Genomic DNA, 23,153 nt, shown 5'->3' on the forward strand with positions numbered 1-23,153 from the left:
CATGGATACATCGCTTGCGAACAATGATATGGATATCATTACTGAGTTACGACATAAATATAATTCACCTGTTTTAGAAGATGAGATCGCGAATTTAGCGCCAACAGAAAACGCATCTAAGCGTTTTCTGATTAAAATGGAAATAATGAATCTTTCTAGAAGTGTTTCTCGGGTTATTGATTTACGTGCTTATTTTAGCAATGCCTGTGATAAATATCAGTACAATGGAATATCTCACTTTTTAGATCAGATTGCGATGAAAGAATTCGAAACAGAGATTAGCAAATATCGAGGTGTTTATACTCTCGGTGTTTACGAATACGTAATATCGCAAGCAAAAAAACGACACAAATTAAACAGCAACACCACGACGTTCCCTACGACTAAATCAATTCACCTCACTAAATTTATCCAGCGTAAAGAGCTACAACTCGATTTTAATAAACCAGTTAGCTTGTTTTTTAATAGCCCAGAAAAAATGAGTTCGGTTGCGTTTACAAATTTTGCTATTTGCGCTTTCGCAAAAGTGCTTACTAATAACACTTTAACCATTAAGGTGCCGACAGATAAAATTATACGTGCCACAGGTTTAGTCTATGTGTGGATGCATGGCATTGAAAATGAATATGATTTTTCTGAACGCGTGATTATTACCTACAAAATAGAGCATACATATACAGAAAAAAGTGATACTTATTTAAATCTTAATTATCACTATCAACAATTCTGTAATGTAACAGAGCAATTTTTGGCTTACGCCAGTCAGTATGTAGAAATACAAAAAAAACTTGCTGATATTCCTAACCAGAATACTTTTAATGCAGTTATGAGCAAAGCAGCGGAACAGTTCATTATCTCTCGTTTAAATTCTCTGCCTGTATTTTTATCATCTGAAAGGGGATATTGGTTACCTAGTGCACAATTTAAAACACAAAATAATGGTGATATTGGTTTATTCGAAAATTCAAAAGATAATAATGATTTTTTACGAGCCTGCTGTGCTTTGCCTTATATTCAAACTAAGCTTTCTATTGGAGAACGATTTATTGAGTATATTTTCATTCTACCAATTACCGATAAACAGGGTAAAACATACTACATTGCTCTTCCACACTCCGTTCTTCTCGTTAATAATTTCATTAAAAAAATAGCACGTGGGGCAAAACAAAAAAAGCAACTACGCTTATATCGCATTGATGGGGGGACAACGTCGCCTGAATCTGAGTGTTATGTACCAAGTTGTTTGCCTTTACCTGCTAGTGAATTATTTGAAAACATAAATCAAGCTCCTTTCGAATATGTTAAATCACTGGTAAAAAAACTTAAACGTATGCTAGTTATTAGTGATTTTTCGGATGCCATTGATTACCTAAATTTATTAGATGAATGTTGTGATAATAGCCATAAAAGCATTCATTTACCCGAATATATATTACAAAAGCCGGGACAACAGAGTGAGCTATTTAGTGTAAATGCAGAAACAAGTGATTTTAGAATAGAAGATAGGTTCTTTGATACTATCAGTATTCATCTTAAGAAACGTACTGAGATCGTGGATGAATTTATTGATGGCGTAACAATGAATATTTCTACTCGTGGATTAAAAATTAAACTCACAAGCCCTATTGATTTAAACATTGGTAATCATGTTCTTATCCGTTTTCCTGAACTGTTGAGTAAAGATAGTGGCAATAGCAAATATCACCCCTATCATGTTGTAGGCCAAGATAGTGCACTTGAATATCGGTTGTATATTGAGGGAAATACAGCGCATCATTCAGGGCGAAAATTATTACGTTCCTACATAAGTAAAAATATAAATAATTTACGTGCAATGAGTAATGAACATGAAATTTATGGTCTTTCTCGCGCGTTAAGAAATATCTTTGCAAATAATATTCATGTTCCATATGGACTTACCGCAAGATATGGGGCAGGCCGATATATCCAGAATATAGCGCTATCAAGCCATTCTGATTTACCTCCTGTTAAAAGTGATACCCCCTTAGAAATATTGAATTTAATGAATACTGATTCATTTCGTAGTTTGGTTGTTCAGCAGCTAGATATTATTAATAAGGAAAATCCCTATAATATTTTTTACTGTGTTGTTATGCCAAGAATAAAGAGTAATGGTGATAAATATTTTTTCATAAAACAAATTCAATGCGCAGATAAAAATGTTGAGTTAACAAAATTATTGGATGTGCTTCGTTGTATTGGTGAGCCGAGAGTATTGCGCATAAGTAGTACTAAGAAAGGGCGTGTTTTTAACAAATATTTTCGTGATGAAATAGCCTATTTAGAAAGATTTTCTGCAACGAAAATTAAAGACATTGATGCATTGTTACGTAATGTACAGGGCATATTCGAGATGGTAGATATAACTGATATTATCCATAATGGTAATGGATCTTGATGTGTTGCCATATCTACGTTACCTAAACTTATTTCGCACCTTTACAATATGAGTTGTTTGTATGCCACGTAAAAAGTGTGTAATGCAAAGCTTGCGAGTAGTAAGCCACTTGCATACCTAAAAAGGTGATGATTCAAATAGTATTTGAGTTTGTGGCTTAATGTGCCAACACTTAGCATTGCTGGCATGGTACCTAAACCAAAACCGAACATGATCAGAGCTCCATTGCTCATACCGCCACTGCTTGCTGCCCAAGATAGTGTTGAGTACACCAAGCCACAGGGCAGCCAACCCCATAAAAAACCTAATGGCAATGCGTAGAGTGGATGTTTCAAGGGAATGAATAATTGCGCAACGGGTTTTATAAATCGCCAAAGCAATTGACCTGCTTGTTCTAGTTTTTGTAACGCAAACCAAATACGCGAGATATATAGCGCCAACAGTAGCATTAAAATAGCGGCGACCATGCGCAGGTAAATTAACGCTTCTTTGCCACCGAAAAAAACAATTAATGCGCCACTGCTTCCTGCAAATATTGCTCCCGCTAAGGTGTAACTACTTACTCTCCCAAGGTTATATAAGATTAATGCGAAGAGTGATGTGGATTTTTTTTGCTTATCGTGAATCGAAAAGGTAATCGCACCAGCAATTCCAGAACACATTCCGAGGCAGTGTCCTGCACCTAACAAGCCAATTAAGAGTGCCGCGATAAAATCATTATTGATCATGTTGCTTAGTCAAACTGTTAGCTTTATGTATAGATGGTTTATTATTATCGCTATCTGTTAATGGCTGATCTTCATCGAATAGAATATTGACACCTTCTCTGTCAAGGTCGTCGTATTGATTTGATTTCACTGCCCAAAAAAAGACCATGACAGCGATTGCTACGAAGAGCATGGCGATAGGAATTAAGACATAGATAATACTCATTTTAATAACCTTAGTGAGTTACTCACTACAATCAGAGAACTAAAAGACATACCAATAACTGCGATGTATGGCGGAACATAACCAAGAATAGCTAGCGGCATAATGAGTAGATTATAACCTAATGCCCAGGCAAGGTTTTGCTTAATAATCGTGCGTGTTTTCTGTGCTAGTTGTCGTAGTGTAATTATTTTCTGTAGATCTTCACCAAGTAGAATAACATCGGCACTGTTTTTAGCTATATCGGTTCCTGTTGCTAGTGCAACAGAGATATGGGCAGCGGCTAAAACTGGGGCATCGTTTATGCCATCGCCAACCATTAACACTTTATCTTTTTTCTGTGCTTGTTGCAGGTGGTGCAGTTTTCCTTGCGGTGTTACCCCTTTAATAACATGATTAATATGCAGTAATTCAGCTACTTCTTCGCTTTTTAAGGAGATATCGCCAGTTAACAATGTTGTCTCTATTTTTTCATTGTGACAGTAATCGCTAATTTCAGTGGCACTTTCTCTAAGTTTATCACCTAGTTCAAAAGCGGCGAGTAATTGGCTACCTTGAGTGAGATAAATAACTTGTTCGCCACTTTTTAGCGGCGTTTCTACCTGACAAAATAGCGCATTGCCGAGTTTCACTACATGCCCTTGATATTGCGCCTGTAACCCTTGACTAGGCATGTTTTTTACAGCACTTAAATTGAGATGGGCCTGCTGTTGTTGATGAAAAGCTTGTGCGATGGGGTGCTCGGAATATTGCTCTAATTGCGCGGCTAAGTTAATGCATTCCGCTTCTGAATAGGAACCATAGGTTATACATTTTAATAAAGAAAAATCACCTTGAGTGAGTGTTCCCGTTTTATCAAAAAACATATGATTGATTTTACAGAGTGTCTCTAGAAACATGGTGCTGTTTGATTAAAATACCTTGTTTATTAAGCTGTGCGGTGGCGCAGGTTAGTGCGGTCGGTGTTGCTAATGAAAGCGCGCAGGGACAAGTTGCCACTAATACCGATAAGGTTATCCAAAAAGCCTGCTCTGGTGCGATAACACTCCAACCGATATAGGTTAACGCTGAGATAATTAATAAGGTTGCTACAAAATAACGAGATACTTTATCGGCAAGGATTTCAATCCGAGGCTTATTGAGTTGGGCAACATCTTGCAAGTGAATAATATCAGCGATGAGGGTATTCTCTGCTAATTTATCAACACGTACTGTTAATGGGCTGCTAACATTCACTGTGCCTGCATAAACCTGTGCATTTTTACCTTTGTTGACCGGAATGTGTTCACCCGTTAGCATCGATTCTTCAATATGACTCTCTCCAGTTAATATGATGCCATCAATGGGGATTGTCTCACCGGCTTTGATTAAAATGGTCTCGCCGATTTGTAGTGTTTTAGCTGGAATAATAGATTGTTTTTCAGGGTGCTGAATATCTTCTAATCTTGTCGCCATTGCGGGTAATAAGCGTAATAAATTACTACTTGTTTCCGACGCCTTGCGTCTTGCTCGAAGTTCTAGCAAACGGCCAAGCAAGAGTAAAAAAGTGAACATGGAAATGGATTCAAAATAGACTTCACCTCGGCCTACAACAGTTGCATAAGCGGAGGCGCAATAGGCACCTAAAAGGGCGATAGAAATTGGCACATCCATGCCAAGGCTAACGTTGCGTAGATTACGCCACGCATTTATATAAAAGGGCTGGGCACTATAGAGCAATACTGGCGTGGCTAAAATTAAACTTACCCAGCGGAAATAGTTAATAAACTCCGTCTCCATATCGGAAAAAAAATCAGCATATAAAGCGATAGCAAACATCATCACTTGCATGGTCGCAAGGCCTGCTAAGCCGAGGCGGCGCAGGTAAGATTTAGATTGCTCTGTATATAATGCTTCCTGCTTGTTAACTTGAAAAGGGTAGGCTTTATAGCCTATTTTTTGTATTTCTTTTAAAATAGTACTCAGCTTAAGTTGGCTATTATCCCATTTTATTAAGGCGCGATGTTGTGTGGTATTAACATTAATGAATTGTAAACCTGGCAGGAAGCGTAGTTTCTTTTCAATTAACCATGCACAGGCTGCACAGGTTATGCCTTCTATCGTTAGTGTTATTTCGTTTATTTTTTCGTGGTGTTCGACAAAGTCTGCTTGAATCTGATCAATATCATAATATTCAAGTTGTTGTAATTCTTCTGGAATTAAAGAAGGGGATTTTTCTGCCGTTGCGCTGCGGTGGCTATAATAAGAGGTTAAACCACTATCGACAATGGTCTGTGCTATCGCCTCGCAACCGGGGCAGCACATATCTTGTGGTTGCCCATTAATGGTCACTTGATATGGCGTATTTTGAGGATTTGGCTCTCCACAATGAAAGCAGGTTGCGATTTTTACCATTATAAATTAATAGTGGTAGCTGGCAGTTGTACGGTTTGTTGTAAACGCCAACTTTTATCAAAGGGCTCAATGCGTAGCAGCCACTTACCTTTTAACTCACTGCCTGTATCAAAATGATAACGTCCTTGCGCATCTGCTGTTAGTAATGTGGTGATATCTTGATCGGCGAGCGTTGAATGAAACAGCGAAAAATATATCGAGCTATTATCTTTCACACCACCTAAGCTGATCACTATTTGATCATTAACTTGTTGGATCTCTGCTTTAATATTTAAACGCTGTGCATTTTTAAGCTGGCTTAAATCGCTATTGATTGCTTTTCCTTTTATATAGTAATCATCGGCGACCATATTGGGTTTATTGTTGTTGGCAATAATCAGCGTGCTAATACCGCCGACAACGGCTGCCATTGGAAGTAGGATGAGAAACCAGGGCCAAAATTGTTTAAACCAAATTTTATTCATTTTTTGCATGGGAAGCCTAAAGGGGGAATATGATAGCCATAAATTTAACATTTAGTGCTCGTTAATACCACAAAAAAGCCCCGAAAACGAGGCTTAAAATGGGGCTGTTATTATTTTCTTAATGGCGGTTATTACTGAGCCGAAAGTGCGTAAACATAAGCTGCGATAAGGTGTACTTTATCTTCACCTAAAATGCTGTCCCAAGCAGGCATAACACCATTACGACCATAGCTAATTGTTGCTTCAACGGCTTTTCTCGACCCACCATATAACCAGATATTATCGGTTAAATTTGGTGCGCCAAGGGCATGATTACCTTTACCATCTGCGCCATGACAGGCGGCGCACATAACAAAATGCTTTTCGCCAGCTTGAGCCTCAACGGCGTTAACGCGTCGACCACTCAGTTTTAGTGCATAGGTAGCCACTTCTTTGACGCCTTGCTCACCGAGAATCTCTTTCCATGGCGTCATTACGCCATTACGACCAGCCATGATGGTTTTTTTAATCGTTTCAGGTTCTCCACCATATAACCAATCATCATCGGTTAAATTTGGAAAACCTAAACTGCCACGCGCATCTGAACCATGACATTGTGCGCAGTTTTGTAAAAATAGTCGTTGTCCAACTTTAACCGCTTCAGGATCTTTCGCTACTAACGTTAAATCCTTATAAACACCATTTTCATCATAGGCTAGCTGTTTGAATACTTCACCGTATTTTTCTTCGGCCGCATTCATTTCTCGTTGATACTGAGAGTGTGACGTTTCCGATAAGGCTTGCGATTCCTCTATTGACATAACGCTCTGTTCTGAACTCGTCCAGTCAAGTAACCCATTCCAGTTGGCTGTATAGGTTGGAAAGGCAAAGCTATATACTAACCCAACCGCGATGGTGAACCAAAATAGACCTGTCCACCATTTAGGTAATGGGTTATTCAATTCTTGAATGCCATCAAAAGTATGTGGCATTGGTTCACCTTCTTTAACACCAGTACTATTCTTTGATGTTGCGCGTAACAATACAGCACAACCAATAATAACGATGAGTGTGATCACTGTGATCCATATTGTCCAAAAAATGCTCATTATTTTTTAGCTCCCGTATGTTTGTTTTTATCGTTGCCATACGTTGTTGAGTCTTGAGGCTCGTCGAGTATCGAGTTCGCGATATCCTCAAATGACTTTTTATGTTTTTTACTGTACGCCCATAAAATCAATGCAACGAAAATAATAATTAAGAACAGTGTGTATAGTCCATTAAATGTTGCGTAATCCATAAGCCCTCCAGTAGTCCGAAATCAAAGCTCAATCACTGAGCTTTGTCATTATTTAAATGCGTGTCCAAGTGATTGTAAATAAGCAATTAGCGCCTGCATTTCTGTTTTTCCTTGTACAGCTGCTTTTGCTCCTGCTATATCTTGATCGCTATAGGGCACGCCAAAATTATCTTTAAATATGGTTAGTTTACGCGCAGTATCTTCACCCGTTAAGGTGCTCTCTGCTAACCATGGGAAACCAGGCATATTTGATTGTGGTACTACATCACGAGGGTTAAGTAGATGTACTTCATGCCAAGCATCGGAGTAACGTTGACCAACACGCGCAAGGTCGGGGCCTGTTCGTTTTGAACCCCATAGGAATGGATGTTCCCAAACATGTTCTCCAGCCACACTATAGTGCCCATAACGTTCTGTTTCAGCCCTAAATGGACGGATCATTTGGCTATGACAAACACTACAACCTTCACGGATATAGATATCACGACCTTCCATTTCGAGTGCAGTGTAAGGGCGTAACGTATCAACAGGTTCGTTAGTCTCTTTTTGGAATAATAGTGGCGTGATCTGAGCTAAACCACCAAAGCTAATGGCTATGATGATAAATATTGCTAGTAAACCCACATTTTTTTCAATAAATTCGTGCTTCATTATCTCACTCCCTGACTTAACCAAGTTCTTGAGGCTTGATAGAGCCTTCTTCAGCAACAACTGTTTTATAGGTATTGTAAGCCATTACCAACATTCCCGATAAGAAGACCAATCCTCCAACAAAACGGATGGTATAGAAAGGATAGGATTTTTCTAATGACTCGACGAAGGTATAGGTTAATGTGCCATCATCGTTGACGGCACGCCACATCAAGCCTTGCATTACACCCGATATCCACATTGCAACAATGTATAAAACTGTGCCTATAGTTGCTAACCAAAAATGTAGGTTGATCATAGCAACGCTATACATCCCTTTTTGACCGAATAATTTTGGTACAAGGTGGTATAATGCCCCAATAGAAACCATCGCTACCCAACCTAAAGCTCCAGAGTGAACGTGACCGACAGTCCAATCGGTATAATGGGATAAAGCATTCACGGTTTTGATCGCCATCATTGGCCCTTCAAAGGTAGACATACCATAGAAAGACAATGAAACAACTAAGAAACGCAGAATAGGATCGGTACGTAATTTATGCCAAGCTCCTGATAAGGTCATGATCCCATTGATCATGCCGCCCCACGAAGGTGCAAATAGGATTAATGACATCACCATACCTAATGATTGAGCCCAATCAGGTAGTGCTGTGTAATGAAGATGATGAGGTCCAGCCCAGATATAAACAGCAATAAGCGCCCAGAAATGGACAATCGAAAGGCGATAGGAGTAAACAGGGCGGTTTGCTTGCTTAGGCACAAAATAGTACATCATCCCTAAGAAACCAGCGGTTAATAAAAAACCAACTGCATTGTGTCCGTACCACCATTGTACCATCGCATCAACGGCCCCAGAGTAAACGGAGTAAGACTTCATGCTGCCCATTGATACAGGAATTGCTAAGCTATTAACAATATGTAATACCGCAACAGTCAAAATGAATGCACCAAAGAACCAGTTAGCAACATAAATATGAGATGTTTTTCTAATGGCTAGTGTGCCAAAAAAAACAATCGCATAAACAACCCAAACGGCAGTGATAAGCAAGTCTATCGGCCATTCCAGTTCAGCATACTCTTTTGATGTTGTATAACCCAAAGGCAATGAGATCGCTGCACTGAGTATAACTAATTGCCATCCCCAGAATACAATGGATGCCAATGGTCCACCAAATAGTCGAGTTTGGCAGGTGCGTTGTACAACATAAAATGATGTAGCCATCAACGCCGAGGTACCAAATGCAAAAATCACGGCATTAGTATGGAGTGGACGTAGGCGGCTGTAGGTTAACCAAGGAGTATCAAAATTTAGTGCAGGCCAGATCAGTTGTGCTGCTATTAGCACGCCGACTGCCATCCCTATAATACCCCAGAAGATGGTGGTAAGTGTAAACTGACGAACAACTTTGAAGTCGTAGTCAGGTTGAGTTATCGTTGCGGTTGTCATTGTTTTGATTCCATGCATGTATTTACAATGTACGTGTTGATGAAGTGTTAATATCCTGCTTCATTTTTGAACAATAAATTGTATTTATAGTGAAAGCACTAAAATATATTTATTTTCAATAGAGTTTACGTGAAGTCGTTTTAAATGAACAGAAATTGGTTATTTAATTGTTAATAAATTGACGATTTATGTTAAAAATCACACCTTACTCACTATTTTTATAGGGATTTTAAATGTTAAACAAAATGAGAGTGTTACAGCTATTACTATTATTAATTATTCTTGTGTCTCTTTTTAGTTGGCGAACGCTAATGTCTCTTGCGGATAAAACTAAACAAGTGGAAGTTTTAGGGGAGCAAACGTCACAAACAAGCATGGTTCGTTGTGATTACTTTTCCCCCTGTGAATATATTACTGAACAAGGGGTGTTTTGGCTGAAGGTCAACAACCCGCCAATTAAAGCAGAGCAATGGATCCAGTTTGGTTTGCAATCGGAAGTGGAGCATTGGCAAGTGATCGAGGCTAAAATAGAAGGAAAAAGTATGTTCATGGGACGAATACCTGTCACTTTTATTGCCGCTAACGACCACCACTATGTAGCTAAAACCCTGGTGGGGGCATGTACAACTGAAAACATGATTTGGCAGTTGCAAATTTTGCTACAAGTGAATGGTCAAGAACAATGGTTACATTTTGATTTTATGGTTCAATAGTCTTTATAGTTAGTTCACTATTGTGACACCCTGTTTATTAAAAAAGTGCCTTCTCAATGGGTGGTCTAAGGATAATATTCCTGCCCCCAGATCACATTAATCAGGAGCATTAACCCCCACAATTGGTGATCGTAGAAACCGCTCTCCCATAGTATTGGATAAGAGATAACGGCGATTATATTAAACATAAATAAGATGGCAGCCATGGGGCGAGTAAACAGCCCTAAAATTAAAAATATTGGTAAAATTAATTCTGCAGCTGTTGCTAAATATGCGGCGGCTTGCCATGGTATAATAGGTACTTGATACTCCTCTTCGAAAAGATATAACGTGCTATCCCATGTCGTTATTTTTAAATATCCTGACTTAAAAAAGATTAATGCGACCCAAATTCGCGTAAATAGTAATATTAATGGTGTAGAGAAACAGATCATTTTATTGACCGTTAAATTATATAACTGCAGTAATTTTGTCATAATGATTTCCTAATGGTAAACCCGTTGAGTAATTTTTGTTCGATTAATGAGGGTAATAGCGCATGAAATTCAGAGGGGATCTCTGCTAATGTCCGCTGCTGAGTTATTTGTTGTAACAATAAAAATTGTGCTTTTTGTAAAGGGATCAGGGCAACCGTAAAATCAATCTCTTTTTTTAAGGCAAGATAGCAATTGCTATTTAAATCGCTATGTTTTACTTGATCCTTAATGATCATATTATATAACTGGTAAATATCTTGTTCGCTTGAGAATAGGGTAACCTGCGTTGGAACTTGCAAGATAATATCACCTAATTGTGTTTCTGGTAGTTTTACTAGTTTTTCAAAATCGAATGATTGCGGCTCTATCTGTTTATTACTTGTCTGCTCAAGCAACCATTCAAAGCGCGCCATTTCTGCAATATAAGGTAGCGTTTGTAATTGTGGTAAATGACTTAAAAAGGTAGCAAAACCATCACCATAATTGATAATGTTATTTTCATGGGGGGGCTGTTCTAATATAAAATTTCTTGCCGCTATATTAAAAAAATCTTCACCCACTAATGCTAGACAGTGTTGATAGGTTGCTGATAGTGCTTCCGTTACCCCCATAACAAAATTATTTCGGTATATTTGTAATAAATCATCTTGTTTAAAGGATGCCGACTCCTTGATTTGTGTCGTGATGAGCGACTCTTTATAGCGCAGTGTGTCGCTAAATTGTTGTTGAACTATTTTTAATTCCATTAATAGCTCCCCTCTACTTTTTTGCGAATATTTTGCGCTTTATTTTGTTCGCCAAGCAATGTATTTAAACAGGGGATTCTCCATCCCACTCAATCAAGCTCACCGCTTCAGTTTTCGTCTTTTTGATATAGAGCTCATAAAGAGCCCATACATCAGGACTGACAAAGGTACTGTGGGTATCGATTAAAATAGTGCTGCCTTGGATTTCTTTTTTGGTAAAGCCTGCTAAATGTATCTCCTCTACTTTGCTATGGTTAATGGCATGCAAATATTTTTCTGCGGAAAACTGATGATTCGTTGCGCTAACAAATACATTATTAATATCAAGTAGTATTCCACATCCTGTTTGCTCTGCAATTTCATTGATGAATTCTGCTTCACTGAAATCACCGTCGAGATATTGTAGATAAGATGAGGGATTTTCAATAATTATCTCTCTTTGTAAATAATCTTGGACTTGATTGACATTATTTACAAAGTAAGACAAAGAGTCATTCGTATAGGGAATAGGTAATAAATTGTTAAAATATGTGCCTTGTAGGGAGCTCCAACTTAAATGGTCGGAAACTAAAGCGGGCTGAAATCGATCGACAAGTTGTTTTAAATTCTGCAAGTGGTTAATGCTTATTGCTTCTGCGCTGCCCAAGGATAAACCAATGCCGTGAAAACTCAGCGGATATAAACTGGCCGCTTGCTCAAGGTAATAATGATTTTTACTATGCGCATTAAAATAATTTTCACTATGTATTTCCACAAAACCCAATGATGGTTGTTCAGTCATTAATGCTTGATGATGGATGGGGCGTAATCCTATACCGAATGCACTTTTGTTTATTTTTTTCACAACAGCCTCTTTACATTGACGACGGCTAGCTTGATATCGACTAACCATCGTCATGATAGTTACTAACAATTATCTTACATTTTCGGTGTTAAACTGCCACCTGCTAATTTTTCGCATAGCCCTTTGGGTACAGCGATAAAGGCATCACCTTGACGATCCATTTTTGCTGTGCCTGCACATGAGCTAGTTTTAGTCGCGCAATCATTTTGTCCTGCTGCTGCAACGCCATAACATTTCTCTTTACCAGCGGCCATTGCTGGTGCTGAAATCATTGAACTACCCACTGCAATTAATGTAGAAACTGTCGCTGCTAAAGCCATATTAGATTTTTTCATAATGGATACCCTGTATGTTTATTAAATGAAATGCGTACCATGTACGCTTTGTTGTTGTATTCAATAATAGATACCGTGGTAATGTGAAAAAAATTTCAAACATTTTAACTTTTTTTTAACAAAAGAGCGTTGGGGTAGTTGATATGTTGTTTTAAGGTGGAGAAAATCAGTAATATGGGGAATGATTAAGCAGTATGCAAATCACGTTTTTTACTTATAGCAAGCTGCATAAGTATCAGATCTATTCTGTTGCTTAAAATAATAGATAACAGCATTGCATTCAATCGTAATAGCCTGTTATTACACAATTATACCAATCGGAGTAAATAGCTGATCTATTTTGCTGGTTAAAATAACTTACTTTATGTTGTAATTTTCGTAAAGGCAATAACCATTTACATTAATGGCTTCCTCTAATTAATTGCAACAGAATAGTGTACGTTTTGTATGGAGGTAGATCAGTTGTTAAATTTATTTTTTGCTTTGCCAATTAAGATCTGCTTTCCAGTTGTTAATCCATGCGGGAATATCGCTTGCTGGCATTGGTCTGGCTATGCCGTAACCTTGTGCTAATTCACATCCTAATCGCAATAGGGTTGTACCATGCTCTATAGTTTCAACACCTTCAGCAATCACCTCCCGTTTGAAGGACTTCGCTAAGGCGATTACCCCTTCAACAATGGCTAAATCATCGGCATCATCTAACATATCTCGGACAAAGCTCTGGTCGATTTTAATTAATTTAGTGGGGAGTCGCCTCAGGTAAGTTAAAGATGAGTACCCAGTGCCAAAATCATCTAAAGCAAAATTCACCCCCAGTGCGATACAGGCATTCATTATTTCGGATACATGATGTAAATCATTCAAGGCACTGGTTTCTAAAACTTCTAACTCTAAATAGCAAGGCTCTACATCGGGATGGGCCGCTAACAATGAAGCGAGTCTATTAACAAAATCAGAGCGCTGTAATTGTACCGCTGCAATGTTGATACTGGTACTAACGGTAAAATTTAGCCCCATTTTTTGCCACAGACTTATTTGGGTTAATACTTTATCAATCACCCATTCGCCCATCTCTATATTCATCGGGTTATTTTCAATGGCGGGCAAAAATTCAATTGGGCTGAGTAGTCCTCGTGTTGGGTGTTGCCAGCGGATGAGTGCTTCAACACCGATAACAGCCCCCGTTTTCATATTAACTTTAGGTTGATAATGGAGTATAAATTGATGGTTATCTAATGCGCCGCGAATAGCCTCTAAGGATGCTCGTTGCATTTTTACTGCATCATCTTGAGTCGTATCAAACAGGTGATAACGATTCTTGCCTAAAGCTTTGGCCATATACATTGCTTGATCGGCATGACGAATAAGTTGCTCTGCATCGACATTATCCTGCGGGTAAATAGTCACGCCAAGACTGGCCGATACATTGAGTATGACATCATTGACAGTAATGGGTTCCGACGAAGCTAATAGCAACCTTTCCAGAACCGGTTCACAATCTTCAACTTTAACTAAGTCAGCAAGTACAGCAACAAACTCATCTCCACCAATGCGTGCTAAGCTATCTCCTTCACGCAATGATTGTTGCATTCGCTTAGACAGTGCAATCAGCAGTGCATCCCCCACATCATGCCCATAGTTATCATTGACCGCTTTAAAACCATCTAAATCTAAAAAGACAACTGCAAGTGATTTATTGTGGCGGCTACACTGCAGCATAGATTGAATTAACCTGTCGGTAAGTAATGAACGATTTGGCAGGTTAGTGAGTGTGTCATACTGAGCAACGTGCTCTAATTGCTCTTGATGCTTTTTTAAGGTGGTGATATCACTACCTACGGAGACATAATGGGTCGTGTTTCCTTGCTTATCATATATAGCACTGATGGTTTTCATTACCGCATATACTTCACCATTTTTGCGCTTATTCCACATTTCACCTGACCAATGCCCTTTCTTGCGTAGCGACTTCCACATATTACGATAGAAATCGGGGGATTGTCGGCCTGATTTTAATATACGAGGATTTTGACCAATCGCTTCTTCACGGCTATATCCCGTGTTATCTGTAAAGGCGTCATTAATTTCGATAATCGTAGCGTAATTGTCGGTGATAGCAATTTCTTCTCGAGCGTGGGAGAAGACGCTTGCAGCCAGTTTTAATTTTTCTTCGACTTGTTTACGTGCACTAATGTCATGTATGACACCGACTAAAAAATAGCTACCTTTGGGATCTACAAATCGATTTTTTCTAGTCAGTATCGTTTTAGTTTTTTGCCCTGCAGTTGTTATTGTTTCTTCGCATAAGCACTCTTCTCCTGTTTCCATCACTTGTCTATCGATAGATAAAAAATGTTCTAGCTCGTTTGCTGGTACTTTTTCAGCGAGTGTTTTTCCGATTATTTGCTCTCTCGGTAATTTAAATATATTGCAAAAGGCGTCATTAACAAGCAGTAATCTGGAGTGTTCATCTTTTACGAATATAGGATCGCCTGCATTATTGAAAACTGCATCTAAATACATTTCAAGAGTGGGGGACTTTACCTCAAAAGAAGCTAAAGACGCTGTCGGATTGCTCTTATTCGAGACCATTTAATACACTTCCTTGTTAAAGGCTGAAAGCAAAATATAGCGTAATAATTTAGTTATCACTGTTTGCTATGCTAAGGATAATAATTACAGTTAATCTATTCGCTCGTACTTGAAATTATTAGGCTGTTAAGATCCATTTTTACTATCCAAAGACTCTTTAACTATAGGAAGGAGTAACTAGAGTTTCAAGTTGAGTTAATAAAGTTATTTTTATTTAATAAAGTGTAATAGGCTGTTTTTGTAAAGGGGGAATAAAATGGGTAAGGCGAGTTTTCTCTTATCAAGAGAAATAAAAAAGGCAGGTAGATTGAATCTACCTGCCTCGATGTTTTCTAAGCTTGTTTATTGCTTATGGAAACAAAGTAATTAAAGAGCTGAAAGTATCGCATCAACCGATGATTTCGCATCGCCTAATAGCATATCTGAATTCTCTTTAAAGAACAGTGGATTTTGTACGCCAGCATAGCCCGCACCCATTGAACGTTTAAATACGATCACTTTTTCAGCTTCCCAAACATGCAATACAGGCATACCAGAAATTGGTGTACCAGGCTCATTCGCAGCAGGGTTGACGGTATCATTTGCACCAATGACCAATACAACATCAGTCTCAGGAAAATCTTCATTGATTTCATCCATCTCTAATACAATATCGTAAGGCACTTTAGATTCAGCTAATAATACATTCATGTGGCCAGGTAAACGCCCTGCAACTGGGTGAATACCAAAACGTACGTTTTTGCCTTTAGCACGTAAACGTTTGGTTAAATCTGCAACTGGATACTGTGCTTGTGCCACCGCCATACCATAACCCGGTACGATAATGATGTTTTTAGCTGCATTTAACATTTCAGCGACATCCTGAGCACTCGCTTCTGTATGCTCACCATACTCTTGATCTTCTTGGCTAAACTCTTCATTACCAAAGCCGCCTAAAATCACGCTGATAAAAGAGCGGTTCATTGCTTTACACATAATGTAAGAGAGGATTGCACCACTTGAACCAACTAATGCACCAGTAATGATTAATAGGTCATTTGCGAGCATGAAACCTGTTGCAGCAGCAGCCCAACCAGAATAGGAGTTAAGCATGGAAACAACAACTGGCATATCAGCACCACCGATTGATGCCACTAAGTGCCATCCGAAAGCTAATGCAATAAGTGTCATAATAATCAGAGCCGATAGACCCAAATCACCACTGACAAAGGCAACTAGTAAGAATGCCGATGCTGCAACGGCAACGATGTTGATCCAGTTTTTACCTGGTAATGATAATGCGGCACTGTTGATTTTTCCGCTTAATTTGCCATAAGCAACAATCGAACCTGTGAAGGTAACTGCACCAATAAATATACCGAGGAATATTTCTACATCGTGAATCGTTTTTTCAACCCCTAACAACACGCCATGGTCAAGGTATGAATTAAAGCCGATAAAGGCGGCTGCAAGGCCTACAAAGCTGTGTAAAACGGCAATTAATTCAGGCATTGAAGTCATTTCAACTTTTAACGCTAAACGAACACCAACACCTGCACCAACCGCCATTGCCACGGTGATATAACCTAACCCAGAAACCTGTGCACTGGCGATAGTCGCAAAAATTGCGATTATCATACCGATAATACCAAACAGGTTGCCACGTTTGGCACTTTCTTGGCTACTTAAGCCGTTAAGACTGCCGATAAAGAGAATAGCTGCAACAATATAAGCCGCTGTAATTAATCCTTGAGACATGATTATTTATCCTTCTGGAACATTTTCAACATACGGTGCGTGACAGTAAAACCGCCCACTATGTTGATGGTTGCGATTAATATTGCAATCGTAGAGAGAATGGTGACCACCGCGTTATCACTACCTACTTGCAGTAGTGCACCGATGATAATGATGCCACTGATAGCGTTAGTTACACTCATTAGTGGAGTATGTAGAGAATGAGCTACATTCCAAACAACCCCGTAACCCACGATACAGGCTAATATGAACACAGTGAAATGTGCTAAAAAGTCTGTTGGCGCAGCATCTGCAAGCCATCCAAAGAGACCTGCAACGACAATTGCGGCAACTGGTTTAATCCACTTGTTTGGTGCTTTTTCTTCAACAACCACAGTTTCTTTTGTTTCTACTGGTTTGGCTGCTGGCGCGGCACTAACACTGATTGCTGGTGGTGGCCAAGAAATTTCACCATCTTTAACGACAGTAGCGCCACGTAGTACTTCATCCTCAAAGTCAATGTCAATTTGACCATCTTTATTTTTACAAAGTAGCTTCATTAAGTTAACTAAATTAGTTGCATATAGTTGACTTGATTGAGTTGGTAGACGACTTGGTAAATCGGTGTAACCAATTATTTTCACACCATTTTCGGTTTGGAATATTTCATCTTTAACCGTAAGTGCGGCATTGCCTCCAGCTTGTGCTGCTAAATCAACAATAACACTACCAGGTTTCATTGAAGCAATCATCTCTTCAGTTATCAGTAGTGGGGCTGGTTTACCGGGAATAAGCGCGGTGGTAATAATAATATCAACATCTTTTGCTTGTTCAGCCATCATCAATGCTTGTGCTTGTTGATAACCTTCCGACATGGTTTTTGCGTAACCTGTGCTGCTAACTTCTACCTCTTCGGTATAATCAACTTCGAGGAACTCCGCACCCATACTTTCAACTTCGCTCTTAACTTCTGGACGGGTATCAAATGCGCGTACAATTGCACCTAAACTTCCCGCTGCACCTAAAGCAGCCAGTCCCGCAACACCTGCGCCAATAATTAACACCTTGGCTGGTGGCACTTTACCAGCAGCTGTAATTTGCCCTGTAAAAAATCGACCAAATTGATTTGCAGCTTCAATTACCGCACGGTAACCTGCGATATTTGCCATAGAACTTAAGGCATCAAGAGCTTGAGCGCGAGATGTTCGAGGCACACTGTCCATTGCTATTACGCTAATTTTTTTAGCTTCTAGCTTGGTTAATAATGTAGGGTTTTGTGCAGGCCAAATGAAACTAACGAGCGTTGCCCCTTCTTTCATTTTTGCAATTTCACTGTCCGTCGGCGCATTAACTTTAAAGATAATATCGGATTGCCATACTAAATCGGTATCAGTGCCGATTTCAGCACCAGAATCTTGGTAAGCTTGATCGGAAAAGCTAGCAGCTGCTCCGGCGTTTTTTTCTACAAGAAAGTTAAAACCTTGTTTGATCAGTAACTCCACTGTTTTAGGAGTCGCTGCAACGCGGTTTTCATTTTCTTTGGATCTCTTTAGGTATACCTATTTGCATAGTTAAGTCCATGATCACTTGTTATTATGAATAGTCGATTTTACGTACAATAAAAAGGGAAAAATAATCTGGATCATATTCATCATCTATTTATACGTCTTTGTATTTATTTATTTTAATACCTTTGTCAGCCTTTGTCGGTGTCCCTACACCTTGGTGTTATTTTGTCATTTTCTGAACGACAAAATAGCCATTCCTTGAAAATCAGTGATTATTTATTGTTATAAAAAACCAGCGCTGAATATTAGAGAATTTATACCTTTACGGCTACTATTTTGAACACTTATATAGAAGTTTTTTGCAATAAAATCGTTACTTGATATAGCAAATCGCTATATCAAGTTAATAATATGCAAAAAAACAATTTTTGGGTAATTAATTTATTCTGTTCACCTATGTTTATTCCTATGCGATTAATAGAGCTCGCCTATTTTACTAATTCCGTAAACGGTGGTGGGCAATCGAAGGTGATTTTTTCTTCGCTAGTAGGATGAGTCAATGTAATACTTGCTGCATGCAGAGCAAGTCTATTTGGAGATAAATTAATGCCCAATGGGCTTGCATAAAAATCGTCTCCAATAATGGCATGACCTATCGCTTGCATGTGCACGCGTAATTGATGGGTTCGGCCTGTCAATGGTGTTAAGCAGACGAGCGTTGTTTGTTTGCCTCGTGCAACAACTTGCCATTGTGTTTGTGAACTTTTTCCCTGTTCAAAGTCAACAATTTGTCGTGGTCTATTTTCCCAATCACAGCGTAAAGGGAGGTCAATCAACCCTGAATCTTCTTTCATAACGCCTTCAACGCAAGCATAGTAAGTTTTTGCTATTATTTTCTGTTGAAATTGTCGTCCAATATGGCTTTGAGCAGATTTACGCATGGCTAAAATAAGAATACCTGAGGTTGCCAAATCGAGACGATGTACAACGCAAGCGTTCGGCCATATTCTTAAAATACGCAGTGCGATACTATCGCGATGTTTTTTCTCTCTGCCAGGTACACTTAACAACCCATAGGGTTTATTTAATACAACAATATCTTCATCTTGATAAAGAATATCCAAATAGGGGGCTTGCGGTGGGTAGTAAACAAAATTGGGCATAGTATTTCTTATTAATGAATTAAGTTAAAGCTGACAGCATTCGCTGTCAGCACACAACATTTTATGATGGTGTTGAGACGATAAAGCGGATAGCGTCTAACTTCAACTGTGTTTGATTTAGAATCTGCTCAAAATTTGTCTGTTGATCGCGTAGATATTGGATCTCTTCTTCACGAATATTGGCATTAATCGCTTGCAGAGCTTGTAAACGACTACGTTCTTGTTGCAACGTCTGCTGCATATTTTGGCGAGCATCAACTAAGATATCATTCATCAAAGTCTGAGCGCTAGGTAACGACTCTTTAATAAGTTGATGTATTAATGTCTGTGAGGTATTTACAATCTTACGGCTTATATGTCGATTAATAGGAGTCAATTGACGATCAAAGCTTGAAAATGTCACACTTTCGCCTAAATTTTTGCCATTTTTATCTACCAAAAGACGAATTGGCGTTGTCGGCAAGAAACGACTTAGCTGTGCATTATCGGTATTTAATGCTTCAACGACATAAATTAATTCCAAAAACGTGGAAGCGGGTGGTAATGAGTTATTTTTCAAAATTGCAACGGATGTTGTGCCAGTATCCGCGCTTAGAATCATTTCCATACCTGCGGTTATCATTGGATGCTCCCAAGTTAAATACTGGACGTCATCACGGCTTAATGCTGTTTGGCGATTAAAAGTAACCGTAATACCATCTTCTGGTAATCCCGGGAAATCAGAGGTCAACATGTGCCCTGTCGGTTTAAGTACGATACAATGTGCGCTTTGGTCTTCTTGTTGTATTCCTATCACATCAAACAATTGCAACGCGAATTGAGTGAAATCGGGTTTTTGATCGACCTCAATCAGGTCATCGAGTAAATCACTTGGTTGTAGCACGCCACTTGAATTTATTTCCAATAGTCTATCTCGGCCTTGTTCTAGCTGAAGTTTCAGTGCTTCATTAAGCTGTCGCGTATGTTGAATTAATTTATTAAATTCATTGTTATCATTGTTACCCGATGCTAATAGTGCTAGTAACTCCGTTTTAACGGCTTCATAAATAGTATGACCCGTTGGGGCCGTCTGTGTAAAAGCTGATAACCCCTGCTCATACCAAGATTGTAGAAATTGTTGCGCGGTATCTTTTAGATAAGGTGTATAGATTTGAATGTCACAACGCTGCCCGATGCGATCTAAACGGCCTATACGTTGCTCTAATAGATCCGGATTAATAGGTAGATCAAATAGCACAAGATGATGTGCGAATTGAAAGTTACGACCTTCAGAACCAATTTCAGAACAGACCATCACTTGGGCACCGTATTCCCCATCGGCAAAGTAGGCGGCAGCTTTATCTCGCTCGATCAGCGATAATCCCTCATGAAAAACCGCAACTTTAATTGCTTCACGTGTACGTAGCGCTTCTTCAATCGCTAGAGCTGTTTCAGCTTGTGCGGCGATAATTAATATCTTTTGATCTTTTAATTGTAATACGAGGTCAATAAGCCAACTGATACGTGGATCAAATGCACACCAAGAGTTACTTTTTGAACCTTCAAAGGATTGGTAAATTTGCTCGGGGTAAAGCGCATTAAATGCTTGTTGTTCAAGCGTACCCGATGGCATCATTTTTGACACTTTAATTGCCGTTTTATACTGTTCCGGTAAAGGCATGGCAACAGATTTTAAACAACGCTTGGGAAAACCTTGAATAGCCGTACGGGTATTTCGGAAAAGCAAGCGTCCAGTACCATGTCTATCTAGTAAATTGCGGATCAACTCATGCTGCGCAAGTTGTCGCTGATCCGCATCAATCGATAATCGCCAATGATTTTTAATAATGGTTGTATGTCTTGTTCACTTAAAAGCTCAGTAATGGTGTTTTTAGCTTCATCAGATAATTGTTGTTTATCAAGTAATTGATTTACCGCTGTTACGACAGGTTTATAGCTAGCCTCCTCGTTAACGAAGGTTTGATAATCGAAAAAGCGATTAGGGTCGAGCAAGCGCAAACGTGCAAAGTGGCTTTCATGTCCTAATTGATCAGGCGTTGCTGTCAGTAGTAGAACACCTGGAATATCCTTTGCTAAGGCTTCCACAACTTGATATTCGCGACTTGGTTTCTCTTTATCCCAAGCTAAATGGTGTGCCTCATCAACAATAAGTAAATCCCAATCAGCCTCTAAGGCATGTTCAAAATGTTGTTTTTTACATAATAATTTAATACTACATAACACTAATTGTTCAGTTTCAAATGGGTTGATTGCATCTAGGTAGGCTTCATTACAACGAGCATCATCGAAGATACTAAAATGTAAATTAAAGCGGCGCACCATTTCAACTAACCATTGATGTTGCAAATTTTCTGGTAATACGATGAGTACTCGCTTAGCTCTGCCTGTAATTAATTGTTGATGCAGAATTAATCCTGCTTCAATCGTTTTCCCAACCCCACTTCATCGGCTAATAAAATACGAGGTGCGTGACGTTTACCGACTTCTTCTGCAATATAAAATTGATGGGGAATAGAATCGACTCGGGCGCCGAGTAAACCTCGTAATTTAGATTTTTGTTGTTGATGTTGGTGGGACAGTGCTTTATAACGTAAAACAAAACGTTCAAATTTGTCGATTTGTCCTGCAAACATTTTATCTTGTGGTTTATTAAACTTAATAAAGTTGTTTAAAAAAGTTTCTTTTAATTGGCATTCTTCATTAGTATCGATACGAATCCCGTGATAGGTGATTAAGTTATCAATTTCGCTAATTTCTTTTACTAGTAACTTCCATTCCTGATGACTAAGAATTTCGTCACCAACATTAAAGCGGACACGTGTGATGGGAGCTTCTTCACGTGAATAAAGGCGCTGATTCGCCAGAAGCTGCAAAAAGTAAGGTTAACATACGACCTTCAATGGATACTATAGTGCCTAAGCCTAATTCTGATTCTGCATCACTAATCCAACGCTGGCCTAAAGAAAATGTCATAAAATACCACTCAAAAAAATACGGGAAAATAAAAGAGTATATGTTACCTAAATCACATGGCTAGATGCTAATCATAAAACTATGAATTTAACCATAATTTAAAATTAGCATATAAATGAAAGAAATTAGTACGTTGGTTGTAAAATAAGCAATCAGTTAAGTGTTGTTAATAAATGCTTGCCAATGTGATCTGAATCCCTATAATGCGCATCCACAGACACGGGGCGTAACGCAAGTTAGCCGCCGGTTTGAGAATAAAACAAACGCATTTATCGCTTCGTAAGAAATGTAAAATAAGACGTTGACATTGTTCGAAAGGCGCGTAATATACGCACCTCGCCGCAAGGCAGCTCTTTAACAATTTAATCAAACAATCTGTGTGGGCACTTATTGTTGATGTGATTTCAAATAATCAAAAAGTAACGCTTCTGCTTGCAGAAAGTTACACCTAACTTGTTTAGGTAACATCAATAGAAGTGACACACGAATTAATTCATTTA

Annotated in this window: 18 protein-coding genes and 2 pseudogenes; 2 read left to right on the top strand and 18 right to left on the bottom strand. The window is 38.8% G+C overall.

Annotation, left to right across the window (positions count from 1 at the left end; all coding sequences use genetic code 11):
- The first annotated feature begins 1 nt into the window (after window position 1).
- A complete protein-coding gene (locus tag AB1A03_RS11540) occupies window positions 2-2,419 on the top strand; it encodes a hypothetical protein (RefSeq protein ID WP_354624791.1) in 2,418 nt (805 codons plus the stop codon).
- 41 nt (window positions 2,420-2,460) lie between these two features.
- On the opposite strand, the gene AB1A03_RS11545 is transcribed toward AB1A03_RS11540, so the two are convergent.
- The 9 genes from AB1A03_RS11545 to ccoN all read right to left on the bottom strand — a co-directional run bounded on the left by AB1A03_RS11545 (window position 2,461) and on the right by ccoN (window position 9,584).
- The gene (locus AB1A03_RS11545) at window positions 2,461-3,147 is read right to left on the bottom strand and encodes a sulfite exporter TauE/SafE family protein (RefSeq protein ID WP_354624792.1); all 687 of its coding nucleotides are present in this window, start codon (window positions 3,145-3,147) and stop codon (window positions 2,461-2,463) included.
- Window positions 3,137-3,352: a cbb3-type cytochrome oxidase assembly protein CcoS gene (ccoS, locus tag AB1A03_RS11550; protein ID WP_354624793.1), complete on the bottom strand. Its 216-nt coding sequence runs from the start codon at window positions 3,350-3,352 to the stop codon at window positions 3,137-3,139. The genes AB1A03_RS11545 and ccoS overlap by 11 nt, the downstream gene beginning before the upstream one ends.
- Window positions 3,349-4,248 (bottom strand): heavy metal translocating P-type ATPase, encoded by a 900-nt coding sequence (locus AB1A03_RS11555; protein WP_354624794.1) that lies wholly within the window; start codon window positions 4,246-4,248, stop codon window positions 3,349-3,351. The genes ccoS and AB1A03_RS11555 overlap by 4 nt, the downstream gene beginning before the upstream one ends.
- Window positions 4,226-5,743: a heavy metal translocating P-type ATPase gene (locus tag AB1A03_RS11560; protein ID WP_354624795.1), complete on the bottom strand. Its 1,518-nt coding sequence runs from the start codon at window positions 5,741-5,743 to the stop codon at window positions 4,226-4,228. Before AB1A03_RS11560 ends, AB1A03_RS11555 begins: the two co-directional genes overlap by 23 nt.
- A complete protein-coding gene (locus AB1A03_RS11565) occupies window positions 5,743-6,216 on the bottom strand; it encodes a FixH family protein (protein WP_354624796.1) in 474 nt (157 codons plus the stop codon). The genes AB1A03_RS11560 and AB1A03_RS11565 overlap by 1 nt, the downstream gene beginning before the upstream one ends.
- Before the next feature lie 122 nt (window positions 6,217-6,338).
- Entirely contained in the window at window positions 6,339-7,295 is a 957-nt protein-coding gene (gene ccoP, locus AB1A03_RS11570) for a cytochrome-c oxidase, cbb3-type subunit III (RefSeq protein ID WP_354624797.1), read from the bottom strand.
- Window positions 7,295-7,486 carry a cbb3-type cytochrome oxidase subunit 3 gene (locus AB1A03_RS11575; RefSeq protein WP_354624798.1) on the bottom strand — a complete coding sequence of 64 codons (192 nt, stop codon included), beginning with the start codon at window positions 7,484-7,486 and terminating at the stop codon, window positions 7,295-7,297. The genes ccoP and AB1A03_RS11575 overlap by 1 nt, the downstream gene beginning before the upstream one ends.
- 48 nt (window positions 7,487-7,534) lie before the next feature.
- On the bottom strand, window positions 7,535-8,137 hold the full coding sequence (ccoO, locus tag AB1A03_RS11580; protein WP_354624799.1) for a cytochrome-c oxidase, cbb3-type subunit II: 603 nt from the start codon (window positions 8,135-8,137) through the stop codon (window positions 7,535-7,537).
- A 16-nt stretch (window positions 8,138-8,153) separates the two neighbouring features.
- Window positions 8,154-9,584, bottom strand: coding sequence for a cytochrome-c oxidase, cbb3-type subunit I (gene ccoN / locus AB1A03_RS11585; protein WP_354624800.1), 1,431 nt, complete (start codon window positions 9,582-9,584; stop codon window positions 8,154-8,156).
- Between the two features lie 233 nt (window positions 9,585-9,817).
- Here ccoN and AB1A03_RS11590 point away from each other — a divergent pair, with 233 nt between their 5' ends.
- On the top strand, window positions 9,818-10,297 hold the full coding sequence (locus tag AB1A03_RS11590) for a hypothetical protein (protein WP_354624801.1): 480 nt from the start codon (window positions 9,818-9,820) through the stop codon (window positions 10,295-10,297).
- A gap of 65 nt (window positions 10,298-10,362) precedes the next feature.
- Here the strand turns inward: AB1A03_RS11590 and AB1A03_RS11595 are convergent, their stop codons facing one another.
- The 9 genes and pseudogenes from AB1A03_RS11595 to rapA form a co-directional block, all read right to left on the bottom strand.
- A complete protein-coding gene (locus AB1A03_RS11595; protein ID WP_354624802.1) occupies window positions 10,363-10,773 on the bottom strand; it encodes a DoxX family protein in 411 nt (136 codons plus the stop codon).
- Entirely contained in the window at window positions 10,770-11,519 is a 750-nt protein-coding gene (locus tag AB1A03_RS11600; protein WP_354624803.1) for an HvfC/BufC N-terminal domain-containing protein, read from the bottom strand. The genes AB1A03_RS11595 and AB1A03_RS11600 overlap by 4 nt, the downstream gene beginning before the upstream one ends.
- Before the next feature lie 64 nt (window positions 11,520-11,583).
- Window positions 11,584-12,363, bottom strand: a complete 780-nt coding sequence (gene bufB / locus AB1A03_RS11605; RefSeq protein ID WP_354624804.1) for an MNIO family bufferin maturase — start codon at window positions 12,361-12,363, stop codon at window positions 11,584-11,586.
- 74 nt (window positions 12,364-12,437) lie between these two features.
- The gene (locus AB1A03_RS11610) at window positions 12,438-12,698 is read right to left on the bottom strand and encodes a BufA1 family periplasmic bufferin-type metallophore (RefSeq protein WP_354624805.1); all 261 of its coding nucleotides are present in this window, start codon (window positions 12,696-12,698) and stop codon (window positions 12,438-12,440) included.
- Between the two features lie 471 nt (window positions 12,699-13,169).
- Entirely contained in the window at window positions 13,170-15,293 is a 2,124-nt protein-coding gene (locus tag AB1A03_RS11615) for a sensor domain-containing protein (protein WP_354624806.1), read from the bottom strand.
- Between the two features lie 366 nt (window positions 15,294-15,659).
- On the bottom strand, window positions 15,660-17,030 hold the full coding sequence (gene pntB / locus AB1A03_RS11620) for a Re/Si-specific NAD(P)(+) transhydrogenase subunit beta (protein WP_354624807.1): 1,371 nt from the start codon (window positions 17,028-17,030) through the stop codon (window positions 15,660-15,662).
- A gap of 2 nt (window positions 17,031-17,032) precedes the next feature.
- Window positions 17,033-18,578, bottom strand: a pseudogene (locus tag AB1A03_RS11625) (Re/Si-specific NAD(P)(+) transhydrogenase subunit alpha).
- A gap of 427 nt (window positions 18,579-19,005) precedes the next feature.
- Complete coding sequence (locus tag AB1A03_RS11630) at window positions 19,006-19,680, bottom strand: pseudouridine synthase (protein WP_354624808.1); 675 nt, start codon at window positions 19,678-19,680, stop codon at window positions 19,006-19,008.
- A gap of 61 nt (window positions 19,681-19,741) precedes the next feature.
- Window positions 19,742-22,653, bottom strand: a pseudogene (gene rapA, locus AB1A03_RS11635) (RNA polymerase-associated protein RapA).
- Window positions 22,654-23,153: the final 500 nt, after the last annotated feature.

This window comes from Psychromonas sp. MME2 (assembly GCF_040566515.1).
Taxonomy (GTDB): domain Bacteria; phylum Pseudomonadota; class Gammaproteobacteria; order Enterobacterales; family Psychromonadaceae; genus Psychromonas.